The following is a 25,229-nucleotide window of genomic DNA, read 5'->3' on the forward strand; positions in this document are numbered from 1 at the left end:
CACTACTCTAAATTATCTATTTTCTTGTACCTTGGTTTTAAGCTTATGGCTTGACGTAGTAACCGCTGAGCCCATTTTTTGTTACTGCTACCAAAATTATGCGGTCCCTGTGGTCCTAGATAATGATAGAGTACTTTATCTATATAATGTGCCTTTTCCCCAGCCATTTCTAATAATGGTGAAGTTAGGTACTTATCACTGCATCGTCTCACATATTTATTATCTTCAGTGACTAAATCTTCATGCTTGATTTTTTTGCACTCTAACCAAGCTTTGATCCTGCCGGTGTACAAATAGAAATTAAGCGTTCGTTTTACTTCTTCTTTCGTCAGGGTTAGCGACGCTGGGTTTACCTGCTTCCATAATGAGTACTTGAACGTTTTTAAATGATTAGCTCGCCACTTAACGTACCGAAATAGATTCAGTTTTGGGATAATATACGGATATGAAGAGCAGTTGCCTCCTCGTTTACCGTTAACAGTATAAGAACCAAACGTCATCAAACACTGTTCTTGCTCATAGGTGTTTTTTAAGTATTCGAGTACCGTCGGATCGGCAAGCGCATCGTCGCCATCAATAAGGACAATTACATCATTGTCATCAGGTTGAGCGAGTTTGATGGTTTCAGCAATGTTGCCCATTGAAAACAGTTTCTGTTGATGGCGTATCAAGTGAAATCGTCCGTCATCAAGAATGTTTTCTTCAATAGTGTCACAGCTAGTATCTGTAGACAGGTCATCCCCAAAATACACCTCGAAGTTTTCGTAAGTCTGTTTTTTTAATATATCAATGTTAGCTTTAAGGTGATCTGACATATTATAGACAGCACTAATTACTATAAACTTCATTGCTACTTACACCCTTTTCTTTAATTGTTTTAGCTTCAATGGATTCACTTTTTCTCAGTAGCATATACATGCTAAATAGATAAAAAGCGAGTGGATGTGCTCTCTCGAGTGGGACATCCGTTAAACTTACCGTTAGGTAAACACTGATTAATATCCAGACTAGCGTCTTGGTCTCTGCGCCTTTTGATGAGTAGAGAGGGTATAAAATCAGCAGTAATATGGCGACAAGGCCAAAAACACCATAGTTTGCTAAATCATCCATCCACTGGTTGTGTAAATGGGCATATCTTGCGGCTTCATGTGAAATAAAATTCTCATTTGCCATTTGCTCTTTTATTTCTTGCTGTCCAGTATCACCTACACCCAGCAACCAGTGAGATTTGATGATCTCAATGCCGGCTTTCCACATTTGCAACCGCAAACCAATAGAGGTTTCCATATTGTCTGACTGGATCTGCTGCACTTCATATAAAGTGGCATCAATTCTATGTGCAATGGGTTGCCTTAGCATGACAGTCACAGACAACAGAATGAGTGCTGAGCCCAAAATGACCCTAAAGCTCAATACTTTCGTATTGAGCGTTCGGGCAAAAAGCATGAGCGCGCCCGCCCCAAATGCTAACCATGGGCCTCGAGAAGCCGATAGAATTAACGGAAATAGGGCGAAAATGGCAAGGCCTAATGCAATATATTTATACGTCTTTTCTTTTTCAGTGATCGCATAGTACAAGTTTGCATTGACCAAGAAGGCGCTGATGATTCCAATACGTATAGGGTTAATTGACCACTGGCCTCTATTAAATAGATTACTATCAAGGTGTTGGAGGATTAAAAATAGGACCAGGCTGGCAGATAATAGCCACACTAAGTTCCGAAATGAAATCCCCTTCAGGTAGCTGGGTGGAAGGATAGAGAGGTATAGAACACTTAAGCTAAGGATCCTGAAGCGGCTAGAGGAAACGCCGTAAGTGAAAAAAGCGACGATCGCAAACAGTAGGTTTGCTACCAAGAGCCATAGAAACTTGTTTTGTTTTATATTGCTTAAGATGTCTTTGTGTCCGAGAAAACAAAGACGGGCAATAACCACTAACGGGACGAGTACATTCAGTATTTTATCACCATTGGCAAAGGCAAAAACACCGCTAAAGCACCAAATAAGAGGTAACAGTATGATTGAGTGGATTAACACGTCTCTATCTAGTTTCATCTTCTTTTGCATATATAACATCAATATCGGTATGGATTTTCCCCGCCTTCCGGTCGGGTTTTCAATAAACGTAAAATCCACATGTACTGCTCAGGGCGTTCGGTGACGTACTGCTCGATACACTGGTTCATCAAACGGGCGTCTTGCTCCTCGGTATCCAGCGGAAACGGGGAGAGTGGTGGATAGATGTCTATCTCGTATTTGCCGGTCTCGCTGTTGTAAATCGAGTACAAGGGTACGATCTTGGCACGGCTCAGCTTCGCCAGGCGGCCCAGCCCGGCAATGGTGGCCTTGGTGGTGGCGAAAAAATCGACGAACACACTGTGCTCGGCCCCCAAGTCCTCATCCGGCAGGTAATAGCCCAAGTAGCCCTCGCGGATAGACTTGATGAAGGGTTTGATCCCGCCACTGCGCTCGTAAACACGGCCGCCGTATTGTACACGCTGTTTATGCATTAACCAGTCAGAGACAATGTTTTTCTGCTTTTTCGCCATTGCTGACACCGGTAGCCCGCGGGATGCCAGCAAAACCGCTGGAATATCAATGGCCCAGGTGTGGGGTACCAACAAGATGGCACTGTCGCCATTTTCTTTCAATGCTGTCAGGTGTTCTTCACCTCGGACAACGGTATTGTCTTCCAGCCATTGGCGGTTGCGGACGCTGAGCGCTGCGAAGCCCATCAGGAAACTGCCAGCGGTAATGTAGCTTTCGAGCAGCATCGCCTCGCGCTCGGCCTCGCTCTTGTCAGGGAAGCACATCTGCAGGTTGACTCGGGCGCGGCGGTTGGCTTTGCTGTTGAACGTCACCGCGCGTTTGGCAAATGTGCTCGCCATGGCACGACGGGTGCGGTGTGGCAGCAGGCACAGTAGCGCGGCAATGGCGACGGCCAGCCAGGTTCCCCAGTATTTGGGGTGCAGGAAGGCCCAGCTGAACTCTGGGTTGTAGGCTTTTTTATCGTAGTGATCTTTCATCTAGTGTTTTGGTGCTTGGTTGATGGTTGCCATGTAGTCGGCCACGCCCTCGGCGACAGACTTGAAGGTGTCGGTGTAGCCGGCGGCCCGTAATTGGGTCAAATCGGCTTCGGTAAAGGCTTGGTAGCGGCCTTTCAGGTGTTCGGGGAAAGGAACGTCTTCAACTTTCCCCTTGCCGTGGTGCTTGATCACTGCCTTGGCGACTTCACTGAACGGTTCGGCCTTGCCGGTACCGCAGTTGTAGATCCCTGATACGCTGTTTTGCCAGAACCACAGGTTGACCTTGCAGACATCGCCGACAAAGACAAAATCGCGTTTGAGGTTATCTGAACCCTCGAACAGTTTTGGGTTGTCACCCTGGTTGATCTGGTTGTTGAGGTGGAAGGCGACCGAGGCCATGCTGCCTTTGTGCTGCTCGCGTGGACCGTAGACATTGAAGTAACGGAAGCCAGTGATTTGCGACAGGGTCTCACCGTGTGCTTCGGCATCTTGCCACAGACGGCGGACATAGTTGTCGAACAACTGTTTGGAGTAACCGTAGACGTTGAGTGCGCCTTCGTACTGGCGCTCTTCGATAAAGTCGTGGTCACGGCCACCGTAGGTTGCAGCGGAGGACGCATACAGGAAGGGAATACTGCGCTCTAGGCAGTAATGCAGCAGCTCTTTGGAATACTCGTAGTTATTGAGCATCATGTACTTGCCGTCCCATTCGGTGGTGGACGAGCAGGCCCCCTGGTGGAATACCGCATCGATTGGACCGAAGTCGTCACCCGCCATGATCTGGGTAATGAAGTCTTCTTTGTCCATGTAATCGGCAATATCTAAATCAACCAGGTTGGCAAACTTGGTACCATCCTTGAGGTTATCGACCACCAGGATGTCACTGCGGCCTTGCTCATTGAGTGCTTTTACGAGATTGCTGCCGATCATACCGGCACCACCAGTTACTATAATCATGGCTCTTCCAGTCTGTAGGGTGGATAACAGGGTCAGACCCGCTGTTATAGATTATGTTTATGATAGTATGAGCAGATTGCCAAATGATCTGGGCAAAGAAGTGAGAAGCAAATGAAAACCCGTGACAAAATTATCCTGGCCGCACTGGAGCTTTTCAATGAAAGCGGTGAGCCGAATATTACCACTAACCATATTGCTGCCCATCTAGGGATTAGCCCCGGTAATCTGTATTATCATTTCCGTAATAAGGAAGAGATTATACACAGTATTTTCGATCAATACGCGCATGATCTCAGTGTTCACTTTCAACCCCTTGAAAATGCGCATATAACCGCAGATGACTTGCTGCTATATCTCGACTCGGTATTTATGCTGATGTGGCGCTACCGTTTTTTCTACGCCAACCTACCTGATATTTTGCAGCGTGATCCAGAGCTCCAGCATAAGTACCTTGCGGCACAGGACGGACTGCGCAAGGACATCATGGCAATGATGGCCAGTTTCCGTACCGGTGGTTTGCTGGATATCGAAGACGATGAGCTGGAAAATCTGGCGACAACGCTGAAGTTGGTGGCCTCGAGCTGGATTTTCTACCAGACGACCCAAGCTCCAGGTGCCAAGATCACCAAAGCGATACTCTACCAGGGGGTACTGCACATTCTGGGTATCGTGAGACCGTTGACCACCGCCGAAGGTAAGGCACAGGTGCTGCAGCTCAAAGCGCACTACCGTGAGCAGATAGAAAAAGACATCTAGCTTTTCAGCGAAGCGGCTTTTTTCTCTAGAGGCGGTTTAAAACGGTGGATTGAGGTCGGAAAGTCTGACCAGTTCGATCCCCTGTCCTTCCAGTAGCGGCAGGGCTCGGCTCAACACGTCCAGGGTCACCGGATAGGGATGGCCGATTGCAATCGCGTAGCCATTTTTCTTGGCTTGCTGGACCGCGCGCGCAAGTTGCTGCTTGACGAATTTCTCGTTACTGAGGTGGTCGAGGAATACATGGCGGCGCAGGGCAGGAACATGCTGTTGCTGGGCCTGTCTGAGTGCGACGGATCTGGCGGTGGTACGGCTATCTAAGAAAAACAATCCTTGCTCAGACAGTACTTCCATCACCCAGCCCATAGCTTGTGGGTTTTGGGTCAGCGCGCTGCCCATATGGTTGTTGATGGCGATGGCATTGGGAACCCGCTTGAGCGAGCCTCGCAGCGTTTGTTGTAGGGTAAACTGATCCATCTGCCGGGTGAGGGTAGTCATCTCCAGAGGCGCACGGTGTAGTGGCTCCATAGGCATATGGAGCAGAACATCGCGTTGTTGCCGCTGGGCCAATTCGCTGGTTGTCTTGTCATAAGGCGTATCCGGCAGAATTGAGATACTGATCTGTGGCGGCAATGCCGACAAGGCGGCGGGCATCGGCTGGTAGCCAAGATCGTCGATGACGATGGCAAGCTTGGCCGCATGGACCATATAGGGTGATCCTATACTGGTTAGGATTAGGACGAGGCCAAGGGCCCATTTCCCTAAGATATGATTCTTCGCCAAAAGCTATCCTTTGCTTGTTTGTTGCGATGAACGGTTTTTGTTCGTTATAGCGCCGTTTTATCTGGTTAGCCAACTGCTCGGGTTGGTCGGGGAGCCCTTGCGGCGGATCTCAAAATACAACGACGACTGATCTTGTCCGCCACTGTCACCAATCAGGGCAATATTTTCGTTGGCCTGTACCGTATCGCCGACTTTTTTCAGCAAGGTCTGGTTATAGCCATAGAAACTCATGTCCCCCTTGCCGTGGTCGACAGCCAGTACCAAGCCGTAGCCGCGCAACCAGTCGGCAAACACAACCTTACCGGGGTAGATTGCCTTTACCGGATTGCCGGTAGATTGGGCAATTACCATGCCCTTCCAGTGCAATTCGCCTTGTTGGCTAGTGCCATAGCGATGCAGGATCTTACCTTTGACCGGCCAGGGCAGTTTGCCTTTCTGCTTGGCCAAACCGTCCATCGGGACACGGCGTGCGGCTTCGGCAGCAGCTCTGGCTTTTTCGATTTCTTTGACCAAGCGTTGCTCGTTTTGCTTGAGCTCTGTTAGGTACTGGCTATCGCTCGTCAACTGGCCACGCAGGTTTCGCACGGTTTTCTGCCGTTGGCTGCGCTCGGATTCCAGTTTTCGCTTTTGCTCATTGAGCTTGGCGAGCAGTGCCTGTTGTTCGTTTTGTTGCTCACCCAACTGATGTTGCTTGAGCTGTAATTCGGTGGTGGTCGCTGCCAGTTCGTCGAGGGCTCGGCTGCGGGCCTGACTAAGACGCTCTGCATAGACGGTAAAGCGATCGAGTTGGCTGCTGTCTTCACCGCTGAGCATGAGGGCTAGTTGGCTTTGCTTGCCTTGCTTGTAATGGGCGTTGAGTAGCTCTTTGAGCAGTTCTTGTTGGCCAAGCTGCTGCTGGCGCAGTTGCTCGAGCTGTTGCCTTAGTGAGCGGATCGATGTGCTGAGTTCACCGGAACGCGCTTCGGCCTGATGGATAGCCTTGGCGGTTTCAGCGATGCCGACTTCCTGCTGGCGCAGGCTTTTTTGCAGTTGATCGACTTTTTTGCGGTTGGCTGCCACCTGATCTTGCTGGCGGGAGATTTCTTGCTTGACCCCTTTGAGTTGGCTGTCATTGGCCAGGGTGTGCGAGCTAAACAGCAGGCATAGCAAAGCGCCAGTGCAAAATGCACTGGCGCGAAGACGTTGGTGTAGGTGTTTGATAACTTCCCGCATAGGGGAGATTATTTCAGATCAAACAGCACCTGACCAGTCATCTCTTCAGGGATTTCCATATCTGTTAGGGCCAGCATTGTTGGTGCTAGATCAGACAGTTTACCGTTATCCTTCAGAGTAAGCTCTTTATTACCTAAGTACACTAGCGGTACAGGTAGGCTAGTGTGAGCAGTGTGAATGCCACCTGTTTCTGGGTTGACCATCATCTCTGCGTTACCGTGGTCGGCAGTGATCAGAAGCTGACCGTCCATTTCACGGATAGCTTCAACGACACGGCCGATACAGCCGTCAACCGCTTCGGTCGCTTGTACTGCAGCATCATAAACGCCAGTGTGGCCAACCATATCAAGGTTCGGGTAGTTACAGATGATGGTATCGAACTCACCGCTCTTGATTGCCGTAACCAGCTTGTCAGTCAGCTCAGGCGCGCTCATTTCAGGTTGAAGATCGTAAGTCGCTACTTTTGGTGAAGCCACTAGTCGGCGCTCTTCACCGTCGAACTCGTCTTCCACACCACCGTTGAAGAAGAAGGTCACGTGCGCGTATTTCTCTGTTTCAGAGATACGAAGCTGCTTCTTGCCTTTTTTCGATAGCCATTCACCTAGGGTGTTAACCAAATCCGCTGGTGGGTAAGCGATAGGTAGGTTGATGTCTGCCGCGTACTGGGTCAGCATCACAACATCAGCAAGGGCTGGGAACTGAGCACGCTCGAAACCGGCGAAATCCACTTCGAAAGCACGGGTGATCTGGCGGGCACGGTCAGCACGGTAGTTCATGAAGATAACGGCATCGCCATCTTCCATTGCCGCGACATCCTGGCCTTCAGCGCGGATTTCAGTGGCTTTAACAAATTCGTCGTTTTCGTCACGGGCATAAGCGGCTTCCAGACCTTCAACCGCTGAAGCGACACTGAATTCTGCTTTTGCTGCGGTTAGCAGGTTGTAAGCAACTTCAACGCGATCCCAGTTGTTGTCACGGTCCATGGCGTAGTAACGGCCAATCAGTGATGCAACGCGGCCTTTGCCTAGCTCAGCAAATAGGGCGTCGAAACGCTCTAGTGATGCCTGTGCGCTACGAGGTGGGGTGTCACGACCGTCTAGGAAGCAGTGTAGGTAGATTTTTTCAGCGCCGCGTTTTGCTGCCATTTCTACAGCTGCTGCGATGTGGTCTTCGTGGCTGTGAACACCGCCCGGAGACATCAGGCCCATGATGTGTACAGCTTTGCCTGCGTTAACGGCTTTGTCGATAGCGTCAGTCAGTGCTGGGTTTTCGAAGAAGTCACCGTCAGCAATTGATTTGGTGATACGGGTAAGATCTTGGTAAACGATGCGGCCGGCACCGATGTTGGTGTGACCTACTTCAGAGTTACCCATCTGGCCATCAGGTAGACCCACATCCATACCTGATGCTGAGATCAGAGTGTTTGCCTCGTTTGCCATCAGGCCATCGATAACTGGTGTGTTGGCGTTAGCAATAGCGTTGTTGGCGTTGTCTTGGCGGTAGCCCCAGCCATCTAGGATAACTAAAGCCAATGGCTTCTTAGCAGACATATGCTGTCCCTCGTATGTGAAAACCTGAAATGAAATATCGATCAATTACCTTAGCCCTCAATACACTAGGGCTAAGGTAATTGATCGTAGCGGACGTAATTTTACTACAGTTTATGGTGAAAACTGTAGGTCAAGATCAAACAATGCTGTAAATAGATTGTTATCTTCCTACGGAAATATATTCATTTCTGAGGATAAGTGTAAGTCCTGAAGCACAGTTTTTTTACTTTTTCTTATGCTGCAATAATGCTCAAGGTAGTTAAGGCTTATACTGAGTGCGCCAAGGGCCAGTGAGCCGCCGCGCGGATTTATTGCATCTTGCTGTACAACTAGGCTGTCGAGGGTATACTCGGGGTCTTTAAATTTTGTCGACTTGAGCCTGGGTTACAGCAGGCTGATATTAGGAAAATAGAGCGAAGATCATGCAACAATACATTGATTTTGTAACAAGTAACCCTATCTTGGCATTGGTATGGGTTGGCTTGGTTGTGGCTATCATTTCGTCTTACGTCAAGCAAAAGACGGCAGGCTATAAGATTGTCACTCCCAATGAAGCGACTGTAATGGTCAACCGTGAAGAAGGCGTGTTTGTCGATATCCGCAGTCGTGATGAATACCGCGGCGGCCATATTGCTGGCGCACTTCACATTTTGCCAAGTCAAATTAAAGAACAGAACTTGGCAGATCTTGAAAAATTCAAGCAAGCCCCAATCATCGTAGTATGCAAGACAGGACAAACGGCGCAAGAGAGTGCCAACCTGCTTAGCAAAGCCGGTTTCGAGAACGTAAACTTGCTTAAAGATGGTCTGATTTCATGGAATGAGGCAAACCTGCCATTGATCCGTAGCAAATCAGGCAAGGCGAAAAAGTAATCTCGCCGTCCCACTGCACGCGAGGTCGGGCAGTGGGGTAACACTGAATTTTGTGCAGTTGTGATAGTCATCATGGTTGCGGTATTGATTGGCTCACGTTCGTGAGCATGAGAGAAAAAAGGACTCTAACATGGCTGAAGCAGCAAACACTGAAGCACAGCAGAACTTTCAAATCCAGCGTATCTTCCTGAAAGATGTTTCTTTTGAAGCACCAAACTCACCACAGATGTTCCAGAAAGAGTGGAACCCTGATGTGAAACTGGATCTAGACACGCAGAGCCGTGAGCTGGGTGAAGGTGTTTTTGAAGTTATTCTTCGCCTGACTGTGACTGTTAAGAACGAAGAAGAGACTGCATTCCTGTGTGAAGTTCAGCAGGGCGGTATTTTCTCTGTTGCGGGTATGGAAGCGCCTCAGCTTGCGCATTGCCTAGGTGCATTCTGCCCGAACATCCTGTTCCCATACGCACGTGAAACGATTTCGAGCCTAGTGGTTAAGGGTACCTTCCCTCAACTGAACCTAGCGCCGGTTAACTTCGATGCATTGTTCATGAACTACCTTCAGAACCAATCTCAAGCTAACCCAGAAAACACTGAAGCCTAAGCTTTAGGGTGGACACAATGAATCCAGGCTCTGAACAAACAATTTCCATGGCGGTACTGGGTGCCGGTTCGTACGGTACATCCTTGGCGATTTCACTGGCCCGTAATGGCGCCAATGTGATCCTATGGGGCCACGAGCCGGAACATATGGCGCAGCTGGAAATCGACCGTGCCAACGAGGCTTTTTTGCCGGGTGTGGCTTTTCCTGAGTCTTTGATTGTCACTGCCGATTTGGAGCAGGCGGTCAAAGCCAGCCGTGATCTGCTGGTCGTGGTGCCGAGCCATGTCTTTGGTTTGGTATTAGGTAATGTCAAACCGCACCTGCGTGACGACTCCCGCATTTGCTGGGCAACCAAAGGGCTTGAGCCGGAAACGGGGCGCTTGTTAAAAGACGTGGCTGTTGAAGCGCTGGGTGAGTCGGTTCCGCTGGCGGTATTGTCAGGCCCGACGTTTGCCAAAGAGCTTGCTGCGGGTATGCCTACCGCTATTTCTGTGGCGTCGCCGGACGACGAGTTTGTTCGCGATCTGCAGGGGAAAATTCACTGTAGCAAAACCTTCCGTGTTTACAGCAACAGTGATTTTATCGGTATGCAGCTTGGCGGTGCAGTCAAGAACGTGATAGCCATTGGTGCGGGGATGTCTGATGGTATTGGCTTTGGTGCCAATGCCCGTACCGCATTGATCACCCGCGGCTTGGCAGAGATGTCACGTCTGGGTGCCGCGTTGGGGGCACAGCCGGAAACCTTTATGGGGATGGCAGGCCTTGGTGACTTGGTACTGACTTGTACCGATAATCAATCCCGTAATCGACGTTTTGGTTTGGCGCTGGGTCAAGGTAAAGACGTTGACCAGGCCCAAGATGATATCGGCCAGGTTGTCGAAGGATACCGTAATACCAAGGAAGTCTGGGTTCTTTCTCAGCGGTTGGGGGTCGAAATGCCGATCACCGAACAGATTTACCAGGTGCTTTACCAAGGCAAAGATGCCCGTGAAGCGGCCAAGGATCTGTTGGCCCGCGAGAAAAAAGACGAATAACAGTCTTGGAGCGATGTGCATCCATTCTGTTTACTAATAGTGCAACGCGGGCTGCTTAGGCCTGCGTTGTTTTTTTTTCAGGGCGCGTTAAAGTTAAAGCAAACCGATACCAACCGTAATGATACCGAGGGTAATGTGAGGGAATGTCAACAGTATGCCATTTGGCAGGCAATCAAGCAGGAAGCGAGGGAGCAGTCAGAGCAGGAGCCCATGCTCGCGAGCTTTTACCATGCCACCATTATCAAGCACGATAACCTGGCGGCAGCGCTGAGCTATATTTTGGCCAATAAATTGGCCACGCCATCGATGCCAGCGATGGCGGTACGTGAAGTGATAGAAGAGGCTTTTGCCGCCGATTGTTTGATCACCGAGTCAGCAGCCTGTGATATCCGGGCTGTTGTCGAGCGTGATCCGGCGGTAGAGATGTTTTCTATCCCTTTGCTCTACCTCAAAGGCTTCCATGCACTGCAAGGCTATCGGGTGGCCAACTGGCTGTGGAAGCAAAAGCGAGTGGCCTTGGCTGTTTACTTACAGAACCAAATTTCGGTCGCGTGTCAGGTGGATGTCCATCCTGCTGCGCGTATCGGCCAGGGGATCATGTTTGACCATGCCACCGGGATCGTGATTGGCGAGACGGCGGTGATCGAGAACGATGTGTCTATCCTGCAGGATGTCACCTTGGGTGGTACCGGTAAGGAAGGCGGCGATCGCCATCCGAAGATCCGCGAAGGGGTGATGATCGGGGCGGGAGCCAAGATCTTGGGCAATATCGAAGTGGGTGAGGGTGCCAAGATTGGCTCTTGTTCGGTGGTGCTCAATCAGGTGCCGCCGCACACCACGGTCGCAGGTGTTCCGGCCAAGATTGTCGGCCGACCAAGCAGTGATAAGCCATCGATGGATATGGATCAGCAGTTCAACGGCACCAGCCAGACGTTTACCGCGGGTGATGGGATATAGCTCAGACCAGAGGCGGTGGGCTAGAGGCGCGAGGAAGAGCAAGGATTTATTGTTTGATGATGTTCTTAAGCCAATAAGCCCACCTTCCAGAAACAGAAAAAGCGAGAGGAAGCCCTCTCGCTTTTTTTTGGGATAATAATTCTAAATAGCCTCTAGCCTCTTTATTACATCGCGCCCTTGAACCCTAATTGACGCCACGCTTCGTAGCCGATGATTGCAGCGGCATTGGACAGATTGAGGCTACGGCTGTCCGGGTGCATCGGAATGCGCAGGCGCTGCTCCAGCGGCAGGCTTGCGATAAGCTCTGCTGGCAGGCCACGGGTTTCTGGGCCGAACAGCAGCACATCGCCTTGTTGGAACTCGGCATTGGTATGGAAGTTAGTGGTCTTGGTGGTGCAGGCGAAGATACGGCGCTCGCCGATGTAGGCGAGGAACGCCTCAAAATTGGCATGGCGATGCACGTGAGCCAAGTCATGGTAATCCAAGCCGGCACGGCGCAGTTTCTTCTCTTCCAAATCAAAGCCCAGCGGTTCAATCAAGTGGAGATTGGCCCCACAGTTAGCGCAGAGGCGGATGATGTTACCGGTATTCGGGGCGATCTCCGGTTCGTAAAGAGCGATATCAAACATAGTAGACAATCCGTGGTGACAATGACGCTATTGTAGCGGAAAAGGCAGCCTAAAAGCACGACAGCAACAAAAGTGATGGTTGAAACGGGCAGCCCGGAAAGGGCTGCTCTTGACGTGCGGTTTTAGCGGAAGAGCGGCAGGGTGATGCTGACCTTGAGCCCGCCCATTGTGCTGCGTGACGCCTGGATGGTTCCGCTATGCTGGCGGATGGCGCTTTCGGTGATCGCCAGTCCGAGTCCCGTTCCACCACTGCTGCGGTCGCGTGCCGTCGAGACGCGGTAGAACGGCCGGAAAATATCGCCAAGCTCGCTGTCGGGAACGCCTTCACCGTTGTCTTCTACTGTGATGCACAGGCGCATTGCCTGCGTTGTGAAGCGGATCTGGATCGTATCGTCACCATATTTGATGGCGTTGCGGACCACATTCTCCAGTGCGCTGATCAGCAAGTTGGGGTTGCCATGCAGCGGCCATTCCTCTAACGGGGTATAGCTCAGCTGCTTGTTGCATTGCTCGGCTTCGAAGCGGGCGTCTTCCATCATGTCATACCATAGCGAGGCGGCGTCGGTTTGCTCCCGCTGCTCATGGCTGTTGACTTGCATCCGGGATAATTCCAGCAACTCACCGATCATGGTCTCCAGCCGTTCGGCTTCGGTATCGATACGGGAGAGTTCGTTGCTCTCGCCTTGTTTGCGCTTGGCCAGTGCCGTGGCCATCCGCAACCGGGTCAGCGGCGAGCGAAGCTCGTGGCTGATATCGGACAGCAGCCGCTGCTGGCCGCCGATCATCTGGTTGATGGCGTGGACCATCTGGTTGAAGCTGGCACCTGCCTGCTTGAATTCTTTCGAACCTGACTCCAGTTTGGGATCAGCCTCGAACTCCCCTTTAGCTACGCGCTCTGCGGCATTTTGCAAGCGGCGGGCTGGCAGGGAAATCGCCCATGCCAACCATAGCAGCAGAGGGGTACTGACCAGCATAGTCAGTAGCAAAAGCTGGAAAGGCTTGTCCAAGATCTGGATGAAAAACGGTGGTGGCTCCCTGACGATCCTACCGATATACATCAGTAAGGTATCACCTTTGTGCTTAACCTCGAACGGTCCAGCCATCATCCAGCGACCATACAGCTTCTGTTTGGGGGCGTCGGGACTGTCGGCCATGGTGATGAAATTACGCAGCGCCTTGCTGTTGCGGCGTGGGGATATAACATCGCCATCGGTGGTGGTGAAATAGAGCTGGAATCCCTTGTGGCGGTTGTGGTCGGTAAAGCGGCCGAGTTTTTTCTCCAGCGAACCGCCGTTACTGGAGATCTGGCTCGAAATGCTGGCGGCTGATTCTTTGAATCGTTCCTGCTGTGGCTGGGGGATAGTGTGCTGGGTACGGGGGTCCAAATTAGGCAGCAACAGCAGCACCAATACCACAATCAACAGGGTGAGCCAGAAGACCGCAAAGATGCGGCCGTAGAGGCTGGAAAAGCGCGGCAGTTTCATTAAACGTCCTCGACCAGCAGGTAGCCCTTGCCGCGCAGCGTCTTGATCCAAGGCTTGCCGTCATCGCGGGCAGGCAGTTTCTTACGCAGGTTAGACACATGCATATCGATGGCACGGTCAAACGGGGCAAGCCTCTTGCCTAGCACCTCAAGGCTGAGATCGTTTTTGGCGATGATCTTCCCCGGATGTTGGACAAAATAGCTCAGTAGTGCCAGCTCGGTACCTGTCATTTCGATAGGGATACCATGGCACAGGACTTCTTGGCGTCCTGGGTAGATTTCAATATCCTGATAGTTCAGGCACTCTGGGCCGGCTTTGGTTGAGGGGGGCTTGTTTTGGGTGCGGCGCAGAATAGCGCGGATGCGGGCCAGTAGTTCGCGATCGCTAAATGGCTTGGGCATATAGTCATCGGCCCCCAGTTCAAGCCCGAGTACCCTGTCAATCTCTTCGCCCTTTGCTGTCAGCATCAGTACCGGGGTTTCGTGTTTTTCGCGCAGTCGGCGCAGCATCTCGGTACCGTTCATTACCGGCATCATCACATCCAGCAAGATCAGATCGATGCTATCGTCCACCTTGGCTAACCCTTGCTCGCCGTTATTGGCCACGACAACCTCGAACCCTTCCATATCGAGAATATCGGAAAGCAATGAGGTCAGTTCAGTATCATCATCAACAAGCAGAATTTTGGCCATGGTGGCTACCTTTAATTGCAACAGCGATAGGGTAAGTATCCCTAATCGATGTAGGGCCGCCAAGTAAAATAGCTTGAGCTTTACGCAGTTTTACGTTTGTCAGACAGCCTTTTACCTTGCAGGGCGTAATCTATAACCGTACTTGAGAACACGGTGCTGCAACGGCAGCCTCTATTGGAGAAGAACAGAATGATGACTTTCAAAAAAACAATGGCTCTTGCAATTGCCCTTCCTCTAGCTCTTGGCTCTGCTTCAGCATTGGCGTACGGGGGAGGCAAACACCACAACGGCCAGGGTGGCAAAGGTGGGTGTGGCCAGGACGATAGCCGTATGTTTCGTCAGTTGGATCTGACCGATGCGCAGAAAGCGGAGCTAAAAGATCTGCGTCAGGCCAACAAAGAAAATATGCGTAGCAACATGGCTGGGCGTTATAGCGAAATGCAGGCGCAGCACCAAAAAATGCAGCAGCTAGTGCTGAGTGAAAACTTCGACGAAGCCCAAGTACGTGCTGTTGCTGAAGAAATGTCCCTGCAGCAAGTAGAGCGCCGTGTTGCCATGCTCAAGCAGCGTCACGAGATGATGCAAGTGCTGACCGCAGAGCAAAAGACGCAACTGCAGGAACTTCAAGCCGACCGCAGTGAAAAATGCCAGGCGAAAATCGAGCAGCGTATGGAACGCAAACAATCTAACTGATCAGTGTGGATTAAATAGAGAAAAGCCGCCAACGCACTTGGCGGCTTTTTTGTTATTTATGCTCAGGTAACAGCAAGTCAGCTAAGGATAGTGCTTTCTAAAACATCGATTTAAATTATTTTGTTATTAATTTTCGTCATAAAAAAGCTATACTGCGGGGTATTGCCCAGTCCAGTGCTGTATGTCAGGTGTGATTATCATGGATGAGTTCACAATCACCCACGGTCATCATCCTCACCCGGCATAACTGGAGGCTCTGGTGCCAGCCGTTATACTGAAAAGTAGGAATATAACGGGCGAGCGGTGCGCTGCTTGTGGTTCCAGCCAAGAGGCTAACCGTTTTGTCGATCCCGATAGTGTATGAGGTGGTGATAGTTTCCGCATCATGCTGTAGTCGCAGGCTATCGTGATATGAATCAACAAATTTTTTTATCAAAATTGTAATACTCCTACATTAGTAGGAAAGTTACAGTTTACATAAGTCAGGGCCTAGTGAAGGCCCGTGGTCGAGAGGGGAACCTCGACCGCTTGTGTCGGATTTGAATTTTCATTTCCCAAAGTCAGAGGGTAACCATGATTAAGAAGATTGGTGTATTGACCAGTGGTGGTGACGCACCTGGTATGAACGCGGCGGTTCGCGGTGTTGTTCGTGCAGCATTGTCTGAAGGTGTTGAAGTATACGGTGTGTATGATGGCTATCAGGGCCTGCACCAGAACCGTATTGAAAAGCTGACGCGCTCAAGCGTATCAGATGTCATCAACAGAGGTGGTACATTCCTGGGTTCTGCGCGTTTTCCTGAATTCAAGGAAGAAAAAGTACGTCAGCAGGCTATCGAAAACCTGAAGATCCACGGCATCGAAGCACTGGTTGTGATCGGCGGTGACGGCTCGTATATGGGCGCGAAGAAACTGACTGAAATGGGCTACCCATGTATCGGTCTGCCGGGTACGATTGATAACGACGTTGCAGGTACTGACTACACGATCGGTTACCTGACCGCACTGAACACGGTGATTGATGCGATTGACCGCCTGCGTGATACGTCTTCTTCTCACCAGCGTATCTCTATTGTTGAGGTAATGGGCCGTCACTGCGGTGACCTGACGCTGATGTCTGCGATTGCTGGTGGCTGTGAGTACATCATCACACCAGAAACCGGCTTGAACAAAGAAGAGCTGCTGGCGAAGATCAAAGAAGGGATCTACAAAGGCAAGAAACACGCGATCATTGCACTGACCGAATTGATGACCGATGCCAACGAGCTGGCTAAGTACATCGAGGACGAAACCGGTCGTGAAACGCGTGCCACCGTACTTGGCCACATCCAGCGTGGCGGTCAGCCAACAGCATTTGACCGTATCTTGGCATCTCGTATGGGTGCATACGCGGTTGAGCTACTGATGGAAGGCCACGGCGGTCGCTGTGTGGGTATCCAGAACGAGAAGATGGTTCACCACGATATCATCGACGCGATTGAGAACATGAAGCGCCCAGTACGTAAAGATCTTTACGCATTGGCTGACAAGTTGTTCTAAAGGGAATTCCCTGAATAAAAAAACCGGCTGCCAGCCGGTTTTTTTGTGCCGCAATCTCTTGAATCGCCAAGCGGCAGGCAACAAAAAAGCTACCCTTGGGTAGCTTTTTAATCATCCTGTCTTCTTAAAAGAAGAAGGGATTACTTCTTCGCTTCAGCTGCTGCTTTCGCGATAGCGGCGAAGCTTTCAGCGTTCAGTGCAGCACCGCCAACTAGCGCGCCGTCGATGTCTGGCTGTGCAAAGTAAGCTTGTGCGTTTTCTGGCTTAACAGAACCGCCGTACTGGATCACAACTTTCTTAGCAACGTCTTCGCTCTTCTCAGCAATGTGAGCACGGATAGCGGCGTGGATACGCTGTGCATCATCAGCCGTCGCTGCTTTACCTGTACCGATAGCCCAGATTGGTTCGTAAGCGATGATTGCGCCTTCTAGGGCTTCAACGCCTTGGGTGTTGATCACAGCATCGATTTGACGAGCACAAACCGCGACAGTTTCGCCAGCTTCGTTCTGTGCTTCAGACTCACCGATACATAGTACTGGTGTTAGGCCGTGCTCTTTTAGGAAAGCGAATTTCTTAGCAACGAACTCGTCTGACTCGTTGTGGTATTCACGACGCTCAGAGTGACCGATGATGATGTGGCTTGCACCGAAGTCTTTCAGCATCTCTGGAGAGGTATCGCCAGTGAATGCACCGCTAGCGTTAACGTCAACGTTCTGTGCACCTAGGATGATTTTGCTCTCACCTTTGCTGATTAGTTGCTCAGCCAGGTCAAGGTACATAGCTGGTGGCGCAACAGCAACGTCTACACCTTCAACGCCTTTAAGTTCAGCATCAAGGCCCTTAAGAAGGTTAGATACCATTTCTTTGCTACCGTTAAGCTTCCAGTTACCCATAACCACAGGATGGCGCATAGCTTTTCTCCATATCAAATTGACTTAAAAAATATTCAATAGCTTAATACACAGCCCCGGGGGTCACCCCTGATCGGTGGCGCTGAATACTAGGCTATAGAGTATCATCCGACAGACTCGCAGGCGGTCTTATCTGTGAACACCGCAAACATTACCACAGCTTAGGAAATCAATTTCCTGTCCGAAATCATATCTGTGCTTGGTTGTACCCTTTTCCCCGGCAAAAGTGAACCGCTGCGGGGGAATTTTTTTCACCTTGGTGCAATTCCCGTCATGGCGGAGAGAAAAAAGACAGTGATCCGTGATTGAAATATAGCCTGTATCTTTGGCGTCGTGGGATAAGATCCGCTAAGGTTGATGGCTATTTTAGGATAAATCCATGCCAAACATGGATTTTCCCAACAAAAATAAGATAAGTGTCAAGCGCAAGGAGGAGCGGATGCCTAACTTAGTGATGGAGTACGCGGAACCCGTTGTTGAGCGGGTCAATATTTCGGGGTTACTCGATGATCTACACACTATTTTGCTCGAGTGCGGGATTTTCGAGCCGGATTCGGTCAAGTCGCGAAGCTACCGATGCCATAACTGGCTGGTGGGTGAGAATCGCGATCTCGACACCTTTATCCATATCGAATTGTCGATGCTGTCAGGCCGCAGTGCCGAGATGAAACGCGAATTATCCCGGGCCCTGATGACCGTACTTGAGCAGCATGCCAGCACCATTAATAGCCTGACCATCGATATTCGTGACATGGACAGCGATTGCTTCCTCAAGGTCAGCAGCTAGGCTGACTCCGACTTATCCTGTGAACCCGGACGGCGGAAAGGTTTAATGTCAGCCTGATGTTCAGTCAGGGTTTCCGGGGCATTGAGTGCCTGGGCAAACCGTTTGAGCTGCTGTTGCAGCTCGGTCATCAATAGGATGTTGGTATGGTTGGGGTTTTTCCCCTGGTCGATCACCTGATTGATATGGCTCATCTGCGCTCGCAATCGCGGCTGCATCTCTGCACTGGCATTGCTGATGATCTCCTCACTCATTGTCAAACGCAGTGCCTCGAGCTTCTCCGGCTCGTTTTCGGCCATGGTTTTCAATTCGTCAAACGGTGGCAGTGTCTGCATCTTACTCCCCTTATCCATAACGCGTTAGCCAGCCCCTGCAGGATTGCTATGCAATAAAGTTAGTTGTCAATAAGGCTAAACAATGGCTCAGGAGTGAGACAAATGAGAGGATTACGGAGAAAGGATAAAAGAAAGCCCGGTCGTCCGGGCTTTTCTGCGGAAGCGGTGTTTGCGTTCCGAATTACCAGTAGTGCTCCATGGTGATTTGGCCGGGCTTGCGGCGCAGGTTCTTGGTGAAGCCTTTTTGCTCCAATACCGCTTTGGTTTCCCGGACCATCTCCGGATTGCCGCACAGCATAATTTGGCTTCTCTCTGGTGTCAGGAGCAGCCCGACATGGCGTTCGAGCATTCCGTCTTCGAGCGCTTGGGGGATCCGGCCTGGCAGGGCCGGTGGTGCCGGTTCACGACTAACGAATGGCTGGACAATCAACTGTTCGGGGTATTGATCTTTGAGGGCGTTGATTTCGGCCTGGTAACTGAGATCCGCCGAAAAACGCACCGCATGAACCAAGACAATTTTACGAAAGCGCTTCCAGGCCGTCGCTTCGCGCAAAATAGAAAGGTATGGCCCGATGGCGGTACCGGTCGCCAAGAGCCAAAGCTGCTCGGCATCGGGGACTTCGTCCAAAGTGAAATAGCCGTTGGCACGGGCAGAAATGAAGACTTCCTGACCCGGCTCAAGGGCGTGGAGCCTCGGTGACAGCAAGCCATCAGCCACCCGGGTTGCATAGACTTCGATTTGATCGGTCGACGGGGGATTAACGAAAGAGTAGGCGCGCTGGATCATTTTTCCATCAATCTCCAGTCCCAGCTTGGTAAACTGGCCGGCTTTGAATGGCTCGATATTGGCTTGCAGCACAAGGCTGAACAAGTCATTGTTCCAATGTCGGTTTTTGATGACTTTCGCAGGGATCCAGTCAGCCATAATGTTCTCCTCGTTATGATTTTATTATTCGATACGCGCAGCGCCTCTCTCCGGCAATGATGTGTTCCTGTCTGTTAACCTGGTATTCGTTGCCTAGTAAGCGTTGGAAAACGGCCAGTTCGGACTGGCAAAGTGATGGACAACGTTGAGCTGCGTGGCAGATAGGGCAATGGTTTTCGATCAGCACGAAATCTTCGCCGTCCTGGTGAAGTTCGGCCATATAACCCTCCCGCTCCCTGAGTGTAGTAAGGATCTGCAGTTTTTCTGCGATATTTTCTACCCCGGCCAGTTGGGCTTGGTATTGTTCAAAGGTTTGATCCTCCCGCCGAACGACCACCTTGCTCAGACCATCTTGGCCAAACAACTCCTCAACAGAATCAAGCATTTGAATAATAAGATCGCTATGACGGTCGGCAAAACGCCGGTGTCCTTTCTGGGTCAGATGCCAGTGGCGAGTCGGCCTGCCGACTTTGGCCTTGATGTCTTCGAAGTCGACCAAGCCTTCCTCTTCCAGTCCTTGCAGGTGCTGGCGGACTCCCATGGTGGTGAGCTGGAAATCCTCGGCAAGGATCTTGGCGGTGACCGGGCCGTCGCGTTTCATCCGGTAGAGTATTTTATCTATGGTTTTCATCGTCACCGTTGGCAGCAAATTGACATAGTTAATTATGTAGCCAGCTTTCTAAATAAAGCAACAACTTTACAAAGTCTAAGGTACAGGGGAGCGGAAAGGAGGGACGATTGTGGAGGAGAAGCTGAAGAGCGGCGATAAAAAAGCGCGCCGGATGGCGCGCTAGAGAATCGGTCAGATATGCCTGCTCTTACAGGATGTGACCCTTGATGGCGTCGTCTTTACGATCCAAGTAGTGAGTCGACTTGATACGGCGGATGGTACGGCACTTACCGCGGATCAACAGGGTTTCGGTGGTGGCAATGTTGCCCTGACGGCTGATCCCTTCCAGCAGATCACCCTTGGTGATACCGGTGCCGGCAAAGATGACGTTATCGCTACGTGCCATGTCTTCCATGCGCAAAACGGTATTGGTCTCAATACCCATTTCATGGCATCGTTCGATTTCCATTTGGCCATATTTGCGGTTTTCTTCGGTGTCGCCTTTTACCTCGTGACGAGGAAGCAGACGACCGTGCATGTCACCGCCAAGTGCGCGAATGGCAGCGGCAGAAACAACGCCTTCAGGTGCGCCGCCGATACAGTACATAACATCGACTTCGCTATCCGGCATACAAGTCAGGATAGAGGCGGCAACATCACCATCAGGGAAGGCAAACACACGTACACCCATCGCTTGCATTTCAGCAATAATGCCGTCGTGGCGAGGTTTCGCCAGCGTGGTTACGACCAGCGTATCAAGGGTTTTACCCAGCGCCGCTGCAATGTTCTCTAAGTTTTCAGTCAGTGGTTTAGCCAGATCAATGACGCCTTTAGCGGCAGGGCCGACAACCAGCTTTTCCATGTACATATCGGGTGCTTTAAGGAATGAGCCTTTCTCGCCAGCAGCCAATACCGCCAATGCGTTGTTCTGGCCCATTGCGGTCATGCGGGTCCCTTCGATTGGGTCTACCGCAATATCGACAGCATCACCACCAGTACCGACTTTCTCACCGATGTAAAGCATAGGCGCTTCATCGATTTCACCTTCACCGATAACAATTTCGCCTTCGATTTCTGTTTGGTTTAACAGGGTACGCATAACCTCAACGGCAGCGTTATCTGCTGCAATTTTATCGCCACGGCCTAGCCATTTATAGCCTGCAAGTGCTGCACCTTCAGTGACACGGGAAAATGCCATCGCCAAATCGCGTTTCATGGTAACTCCAGAAATAGAAATCAGTGGGCTAGGGCCTGTAGGCTACAGGCCCAGAATAAATCTGGCGGCGATTTTAACACAGCTTGCAAGGAAACGTTTGCGTTAGCGCAAAAATGTTTATTTCTTGCTATATCGCCACCAATGGACGAAAAAAGGCCTGCTTTCGCAGGCCTAGTTGAGGAACAGGGGGTAACGCGAGGGTTGGGCTTTCGCCATGTTAGATGTCGTCTTCCTCGACCGCCCAGCCCTTGGCACATTCGACAGCACGCTTCCAACCGTTGTAACGGCGGCTACGTTTGCCTTCGTCGCTGCAGGCGATGAACTTACGGTCCAATACCGCTTTGTTCTTCAGTTCATCAATGCTGCCCCAGAAGCCAACAGCTAGACCTGCTAGGTAGGCTGAGCCTAGTGCCGTCACCTCGGTCACCACAGGGCGGTGTACCTCGGTATCCAGAATGTCTGATTGGAACTGCATCAAGAAGTTGTTGGCAACGGCACCGCCATCGACGCGCAGGGTCGCTAGCTTGATGCCAGAGTCAGCCTGCATCGCATCCAGTACGTCACGGGTCTGGTAGGCCACACTTTCCAGTGTTGCACGAATAATGTGGTTGCTGTTAACACCACGGGTCAAGCCGACGATAGCACCACGGGCATAGGGGTCCCAGTATGGCGCGCCAAGGCCGGTGAAGGCCGGTACCACATAGACACCATTGGCACTGCCGACTTTCTCGGCAAAGTATTCGGAATCCCCGGCATCGCCAATCAATTTCACTTCGTCACGTAGCCACTGGATGGATGCGCCGCCCATAAAGACAGCCCCTTCCAAGGCATAGGCCACTTCCCCTTTCGGGCCACAAGCCAGGGTGGTCAATAGGCCGTTATGTGAGGTGACTTTTTCCTTGCCGGTATTCATCAGCAGGAAGCACCCTGTGCCGTAAGTGTTTTTCGCCTGGCCTGGTTCGACACACATCTGGCCGAACAGTGCGGCTTGCTGGTCACCAGCGATACCAGCGATTGGGATACGGGTACCGCCCTTACCACCAATGTTGGTCTTACCGTACACTTCAGAGGACGACTTCACTTCCGGCATCATCGATAGCGGGATATCCAGTGCTTTAAGCAGTTTTTCATCCCACTGAAGGGTATTGATGTTGAACACCATGGTACGGGAGGCATTGGTGAAGTCGGTAACGTGAACGCGTCCTTGGGTCATCTTCCAGATCAGCCATGTATCAACGGTACCAAACAATAGGTTACCGGCTTCGGCTTCTTCGCGGGCACCTTCGACATTGTCGAGGATCCACTTGATTTTGGTGCCTGAGAAGTATGGGTCGACAACTAAACCGGTGTTTTCACGGATGTATTCTTCAAGACCGGCTTTTTTCAGTTCTTCACACGTATCTGCTGTACGGCGGCATTGCCAGACAATCGCGTTGTAAACAGGTTTACCTGTGTTCTTGTCCCAGACAATGGTGGTTTCGCGCTGGTTGGTGATACCGATACCAGCAACTTGATCGGAGCGGATCCCTGCCTTGGCCAACGCCTCAACCAGCGTCGAGCTTTGGGTGGCATAGATTTCTAGAGGATCGTGCTCGACCCATCCGGCCTTTGGATAAATTTGGGTGAATTCACGCTGTGACGAGCACACAATGTTGGCGTTGTGATCAAGCACCACGGCACGGGAGCTGGTCGTACCCTGATCCAGCGCAACAATGTACTTTTGCTCAGTAGTCATAACGATTTCCTCTCATTGTCATTATATAAGGGTAGTAGAGTGTGGTGTTCTGATCGGCCTGCGCGGTGCAGGCCGATGATGTTCTAAGGCTCAGTGTTCAAAGCGCCTTTTTTTAGGCGTTCGCCGCTTCTTCGCCAGTGTCTTCGCACTGGTTCGGCAAGGTGCAGCGATTGCCCGGTAAGTAGATGCCGATAGCTTTAGGGTATAGCCAGCCACCGAATGCGGCACCCATGATTGGTGCCAGGATCGGCACAATCATGTATGGGATATCTTTACCACCGGTCAGGGCCATATCGCCCCAGCCAGCCAAGAAGGCGAAGAATTTAGGGCCGAAGTCACGTGCTGGGTTCATGGCAAAGCCAGTCAGTGGACCCAGTGAGCCACCAATCACAGCAATTAAAATACCGATAAGCAGTGGGCCCATCGCGCCGCGAGGGGCACCATTTTTCTCATCACCAATGGCTAGGATGGCGAACATCAATACCGCCGTGATCACAAATTCCACCGCAAATGCGCCAACAAATGACAGTGCGGCATGTGGGTAGGTTGAGAAAATACCGGCAGTCGCCAAGCTCGCTTCGCTGCCGCGGACAATACCGTTGGCGGTTTCGAATTCAACAAACAGGTTGCTGTACAGGCCGTAGATCAATGCCGCGGTACAGAAAGCACCGAGCATCTGTGCGGCGATGTAAGGCAAGACTTTGCGCTTGTCGAAGCCGTGAAAAAGGGCAAGGGCAATGGTTACAGCGGGATTGATATGGGCACCGGAAACGCCGGCGGTACAATAGATAGCGATGGCAACGCCAAGGCCCCACATGATACTAACCTCCCACTGGCCAAATTCGGCCCCGGTCAGTACCAGTGCGGCAACACAACCGACGCCAAAGAAGATCAGCAGCCCAGTACCAATGAACTCGGCCAGGCATTCGCCGAGCAGGGTATGTTGTTTTTGGGTAGTCATTGTTCAGTCCTTTTGTCTAATGTCGTAGGGGTATAGCTATTTTTGTATTTATGTGTGGCTAATGTACTCGAATCTACCAAGAATAAAATTGGACCGAACGAAAAGTGTGCGTTCGAGCATAAAATGAATTTACTTTTTGCGCGTTCGCGCAAACGGTTGCCATTTTGCGGGGAATTTTCCCATTGCTACAAGTTGCGTAATGGTTGGCAAGGGGGTAATCGAAGGTTTTAATGTATGTGTTTGTTTATGAAATAAAAAATCCGACCTAAAAAGGTCGGATGTGCCAGAGGGGCAAATTCTTGGATTTTTCCAAGAGAGATACGATCAAGTTAAAAATTAGCACGCTGTCGGTGCATTAAAATAGAGTTTGATCGCAATTCTACGCATTTGGCTGCGAGGCCGAAGGAATTTTGCACGGCTTGCTCATTTCTTTTGCCAATCTTCTGGGTATTACTCTTGGGCGGTATAGCAAGCGCATGGAAAGCAAGGATTTGATGAATTTCGTGCAAAATTTCCCCATTTGCAAAAAAGCATGGTATTTGTAGATGTCAGAAGGCGGTAGCCTCGTTAGAATAGGCGAAAATCAATCGTAAATGTGCCTGTGGAACGTTGCCTTAACCGTTAGGGCAAATAGATAGGCTGAATACAGGTGGACAATATGTCATTAGAAATGTTCGAAAAGCTGGAAGCCAAAGTACAAATGGCTGTTGATACAATTTCCCTGCTACAGATGGAAATTGAAGAACTAAAAGAAACAAATAATGGTTTGGCGGGCGAAGCGCAAGCATTGCGTTCTAGCCGTGAAGAGCTTGAGCAAGAGAACAGCAAATTGCGTCATGACCATGAGGCATGGCAAGAGCGTGTACGTGCGCTATTGGGTAAAATGGAACACGTTGAATAAACGTATTGTTGCCGGGCAGTCAATGAACCTGCCGTGCAAGAAAAAACAGAGCCTGTCGGCTCTGTTTTTTTA

The 25,229-nt window shown here is 50.8% G+C and carries 27 protein-coding genes; 9 read left to right on the forward strand and 18 right to left on the reverse strand.

The window, feature by feature from the left end; genetic code table 11:
- Nucleotides 1–2: 2 nt before the first annotated feature.
- Genes C9I99_RS15365 through rfaD form a run of 4 tightly spaced genes read right to left on the reverse strand, consistent with a single transcriptional unit; the run spans nt 3 to nt 3,983 of the window.
- Nucleotides 3–848, reverse strand: a complete 846-nt coding sequence (locus C9I99_RS15365) for a glycosyltransferase family 2 protein (protein WP_107349772.1) — start codon at nt 846–848, stop codon at nt 3–5.
- Nucleotides 829–2,067 carry an O-antigen ligase family protein gene (locus C9I99_RS15370; RefSeq protein ID WP_166645476.1) on the reverse strand — a complete coding sequence of 413 codons (1,239 nt, stop codon included), beginning with the start codon at nt 2,065–2,067 and terminating at the stop codon, nt 829–831. Before C9I99_RS15370 ends, C9I99_RS15365 begins: the two co-directional genes overlap by 20 nt.
- An 8-nt stretch (nt 2,068–2,075) precedes the next feature.
- On the reverse strand, nt 2,076–3,026 hold the full coding sequence (gene lpxM / locus C9I99_RS15375) for a lauroyl-Kdo(2)-lipid IV(A) myristoyltransferase (RefSeq protein WP_107349774.1): 951 nt from the start codon (nt 3,024–3,026) through the stop codon (nt 2,076–2,078).
- Complete coding sequence (gene rfaD, locus C9I99_RS15380; protein ID WP_107349775.1) at nt 3,027–3,983, reverse strand: ADP-glyceromanno-heptose 6-epimerase; 957 nt, start codon at nt 3,981–3,983, stop codon at nt 3,027–3,029.
- 111 nt (nt 3,984–4,094) lie between these two features.
- Here rfaD and C9I99_RS15385 point away from each other — a divergent pair, with 111 nt between their 5' ends.
- Nucleotides 4,095–4,739 (forward strand): TetR/AcrR family transcriptional regulator, encoded by a 645-nt coding sequence (locus C9I99_RS15385; RefSeq protein WP_107349776.1) that lies wholly within the window; start codon nt 4,095–4,097, stop codon nt 4,737–4,739.
- A gap of 36 nt (nt 4,740–4,775) precedes the next feature.
- On the opposite strand, the gene C9I99_RS15390 is transcribed toward C9I99_RS15385, so the two are convergent.
- From C9I99_RS15390 to gpmM, 3 genes are read right to left on the reverse strand one after another with little or no spacing between them, the layout of a single operon-like run.
- On the reverse strand, nt 4,776–5,519 hold the full coding sequence (locus tag C9I99_RS15390; RefSeq protein WP_243734645.1) for a divergent polysaccharide deacetylase family protein: 744 nt from the start codon (nt 5,517–5,519) through the stop codon (nt 4,776–4,778).
- Between the two features lie 57 nt (nt 5,520–5,576).
- Nucleotides 5,577–6,731, reverse strand: coding sequence for a peptidoglycan DD-metalloendopeptidase family protein (locus tag C9I99_RS15395; protein WP_107349778.1), 1,155 nt, complete (start codon nt 6,729–6,731; stop codon nt 5,577–5,579).
- A gap of 8 nt (nt 6,732–6,739) precedes the next feature.
- On the reverse strand, nt 6,740–8,281 hold the full coding sequence (gene gpmM / locus C9I99_RS15400) for a 2,3-bisphosphoglycerate-independent phosphoglycerate mutase (protein WP_107349779.1): 1,542 nt from the start codon (nt 8,279–8,281) through the stop codon (nt 6,740–6,742).
- A 422-nt stretch (nt 8,282–8,703) separates the two neighbouring features.
- On the opposite strand from gpmM, the gene C9I99_RS15405 reads away from it, so the two are divergent.
- The 4 genes from C9I99_RS15405 to cysE all read left to right on the forward strand — a co-directional run bounded on the left by C9I99_RS15405 (nt 8,704) and on the right by cysE (nt 11,745).
- A complete protein-coding gene (locus C9I99_RS15405; RefSeq protein WP_107349780.1) occupies nt 8,704–9,153 on the forward strand; it encodes a rhodanese-like domain-containing protein in 450 nt (149 codons plus the stop codon).
- Nucleotides 9,154–9,283: 130 nt separating this feature from the next.
- The gene (gene secB, locus C9I99_RS15410; RefSeq protein ID WP_107349781.1) at nt 9,284–9,754 is read left to right on the forward strand and encodes a protein-export chaperone SecB; all 471 of its coding nucleotides are present in this window, start codon (nt 9,284–9,286) and stop codon (nt 9,752–9,754) included.
- A 17-nt stretch (nt 9,755–9,771) separates the two neighbouring features.
- Entirely contained in the window at nt 9,772–10,788 is a 1,017-nt protein-coding gene (gpsA, locus tag C9I99_RS15415) for an NAD(P)H-dependent glycerol-3-phosphate dehydrogenase (RefSeq protein ID WP_107349782.1), read from the forward strand.
- A gap of 135 nt (nt 10,789–10,923) precedes the next feature.
- Nucleotides 10,924–11,745, forward strand: coding sequence for a serine O-acetyltransferase (cysE, locus tag C9I99_RS15420; RefSeq protein WP_107349896.1), 822 nt, complete (start codon nt 10,924–10,926; stop codon nt 11,743–11,745).
- Nucleotides 11,746–11,909: 164 nt separating this feature from the next.
- On the opposite strand, the gene trmL is transcribed toward cysE, so the two are convergent.
- The 3 genes from trmL to C9I99_RS15435 form a co-directional block, all read right to left on the reverse strand.
- The gene (gene trmL / locus C9I99_RS15425; protein WP_107349783.1) at nt 11,910–12,374 is read right to left on the reverse strand and encodes a tRNA (uridine(34)/cytosine(34)/5-carboxymethylaminomethyluridine(34)-2'-O)-methyltransferase TrmL; all 465 of its coding nucleotides are present in this window, start codon (nt 12,372–12,374) and stop codon (nt 11,910–11,912) included.
- A 122-nt stretch (nt 12,375–12,496) separates the two neighbouring features.
- On the reverse strand, nt 12,497–13,858 hold the full coding sequence (gene cpxA / locus C9I99_RS15430) for an envelope stress sensor histidine kinase CpxA (protein ID WP_107349784.1): 1,362 nt from the start codon (nt 13,856–13,858) through the stop codon (nt 12,497–12,499).
- A complete protein-coding gene (locus tag C9I99_RS15435; RefSeq protein ID WP_107349785.1) occupies nt 13,858–14,550 on the reverse strand; it encodes a response regulator in 693 nt (230 codons plus the stop codon). Before C9I99_RS15435 ends, cpxA begins: the two co-directional genes overlap by 1 nt.
- Nucleotides 14,551–14,739: 189 nt before the next feature.
- On the opposite strand from C9I99_RS15435, the gene C9I99_RS15440 reads away from it, so the two are divergent.
- Nucleotides 14,740–15,243 (forward strand): CpxP family protein, encoded by a 504-nt coding sequence (locus C9I99_RS15440; protein WP_107349786.1) that lies wholly within the window; start codon nt 14,740–14,742, stop codon nt 15,241–15,243.
- A gap of 184 nt (nt 15,244–15,427) precedes the next feature.
- On the opposite strand, the gene C9I99_RS15445 is transcribed toward C9I99_RS15440, so the two are convergent.
- Nucleotides 15,428–15,679: a hypothetical protein gene (locus C9I99_RS15445; RefSeq protein ID WP_107349787.1), complete on the reverse strand. Its 252-nt coding sequence runs from the start codon at nt 15,677–15,679 to the stop codon at nt 15,428–15,430.
- A gap of 137 nt (nt 15,680–15,816) precedes the next feature.
- Between C9I99_RS15445 and pfkA the strand changes: the two genes are divergently transcribed.
- The gene (gene pfkA, locus C9I99_RS15450) at nt 15,817–16,779 is read left to right on the forward strand and encodes a 6-phosphofructokinase (RefSeq protein WP_107349788.1); all 963 of its coding nucleotides are present in this window, start codon (nt 15,817–15,819) and stop codon (nt 16,777–16,779) included.
- A gap of 140 nt (nt 16,780–16,919) precedes the next feature.
- Here pfkA and tpiA read toward each other — a convergent pair whose 3' ends face one another.
- Entirely contained in the window at nt 16,920–17,690 is a 771-nt protein-coding gene (gene tpiA, locus C9I99_RS15455) for a triose-phosphate isomerase (protein ID WP_107349789.1), read from the reverse strand.
- 439 nt (nt 17,691–18,129) lie between these two features.
- Here tpiA and C9I99_RS15460 point away from each other — a divergent pair, with 439 nt between their 5' ends.
- Nucleotides 18,130–18,477 (forward strand): 5-carboxymethyl-2-hydroxymuconate Delta-isomerase, encoded by a 348-nt coding sequence (locus C9I99_RS15460; RefSeq protein ID WP_107349790.1) that lies wholly within the window; start codon nt 18,130–18,132, stop codon nt 18,475–18,477.
- Here C9I99_RS15460 and C9I99_RS15465 read toward each other — a convergent pair.
- The 6 genes from C9I99_RS15465 to C9I99_RS15490 all read right to left on the reverse strand — a co-directional run bounded on the left by C9I99_RS15465 (nt 18,474) and on the right by C9I99_RS15490 (nt 24,256).
- On the reverse strand, nt 18,474–18,809 hold the full coding sequence (locus C9I99_RS15465; protein WP_107349791.1) for a DUF3135 domain-containing protein: 336 nt from the start codon (nt 18,807–18,809) through the stop codon (nt 18,474–18,476). The genes C9I99_RS15460 and C9I99_RS15465 overlap by 4 nt on opposite strands.
- Nucleotides 18,810–18,990: 181 nt before the next feature.
- A complete protein-coding gene (locus C9I99_RS15470) occupies nt 18,991–19,734 on the reverse strand; it encodes a ferredoxin--NADP reductase (protein ID WP_107349792.1) in 744 nt (247 codons plus the stop codon).
- A 13-nt stretch (nt 19,735–19,747) separates the two neighbouring features.
- The gene (locus C9I99_RS15475; RefSeq protein ID WP_107349793.1) at nt 19,748–20,365 is read right to left on the reverse strand and encodes a helix-turn-helix transcriptional regulator; all 618 of its coding nucleotides are present in this window, start codon (nt 20,363–20,365) and stop codon (nt 19,748–19,750) included.
- 187 nt (nt 20,366–20,552) lie between these two features.
- Nucleotides 20,553–21,560 (reverse strand): class II fructose-bisphosphatase, encoded by a 1,008-nt coding sequence (gene glpX / locus C9I99_RS15480; protein WP_107349794.1) that lies wholly within the window; start codon nt 21,558–21,560, stop codon nt 20,553–20,555.
- A gap of 217 nt (nt 21,561–21,777) precedes the next feature.
- Nucleotides 21,778–23,295, reverse strand: coding sequence for a glycerol kinase GlpK (gene glpK, locus C9I99_RS15485; RefSeq protein ID WP_107349795.1), 1,518 nt, complete (start codon nt 23,293–23,295; stop codon nt 21,778–21,780).
- A gap of 112 nt (nt 23,296–23,407) precedes the next feature.
- Nucleotides 23,408–24,256: an MIP/aquaporin family protein gene (locus C9I99_RS15490; RefSeq protein ID WP_107349796.1), complete on the reverse strand. Its 849-nt coding sequence runs from the start codon at nt 24,254–24,256 to the stop codon at nt 23,408–23,410.
- Nucleotides 24,257–24,914: 658 nt separating this feature from the next.
- Here C9I99_RS15490 and zapB point away from each other — a divergent pair.
- Entirely contained in the window at nt 24,915–25,157 is a 243-nt protein-coding gene (gene zapB, locus C9I99_RS15495) for a cell division protein ZapB (RefSeq protein WP_107349797.1), read from the forward strand.
- Nucleotides 25,158–25,229 lie beyond the last annotated feature (72 nt).

Origin of the sequence: Photobacterium lutimaris (assembly GCF_003025555.1) — a bacterium.
Taxonomy (GTDB): domain Bacteria; phylum Pseudomonadota; class Gammaproteobacteria; order Enterobacterales; family Vibrionaceae; genus Photobacterium; species Photobacterium lutimaris.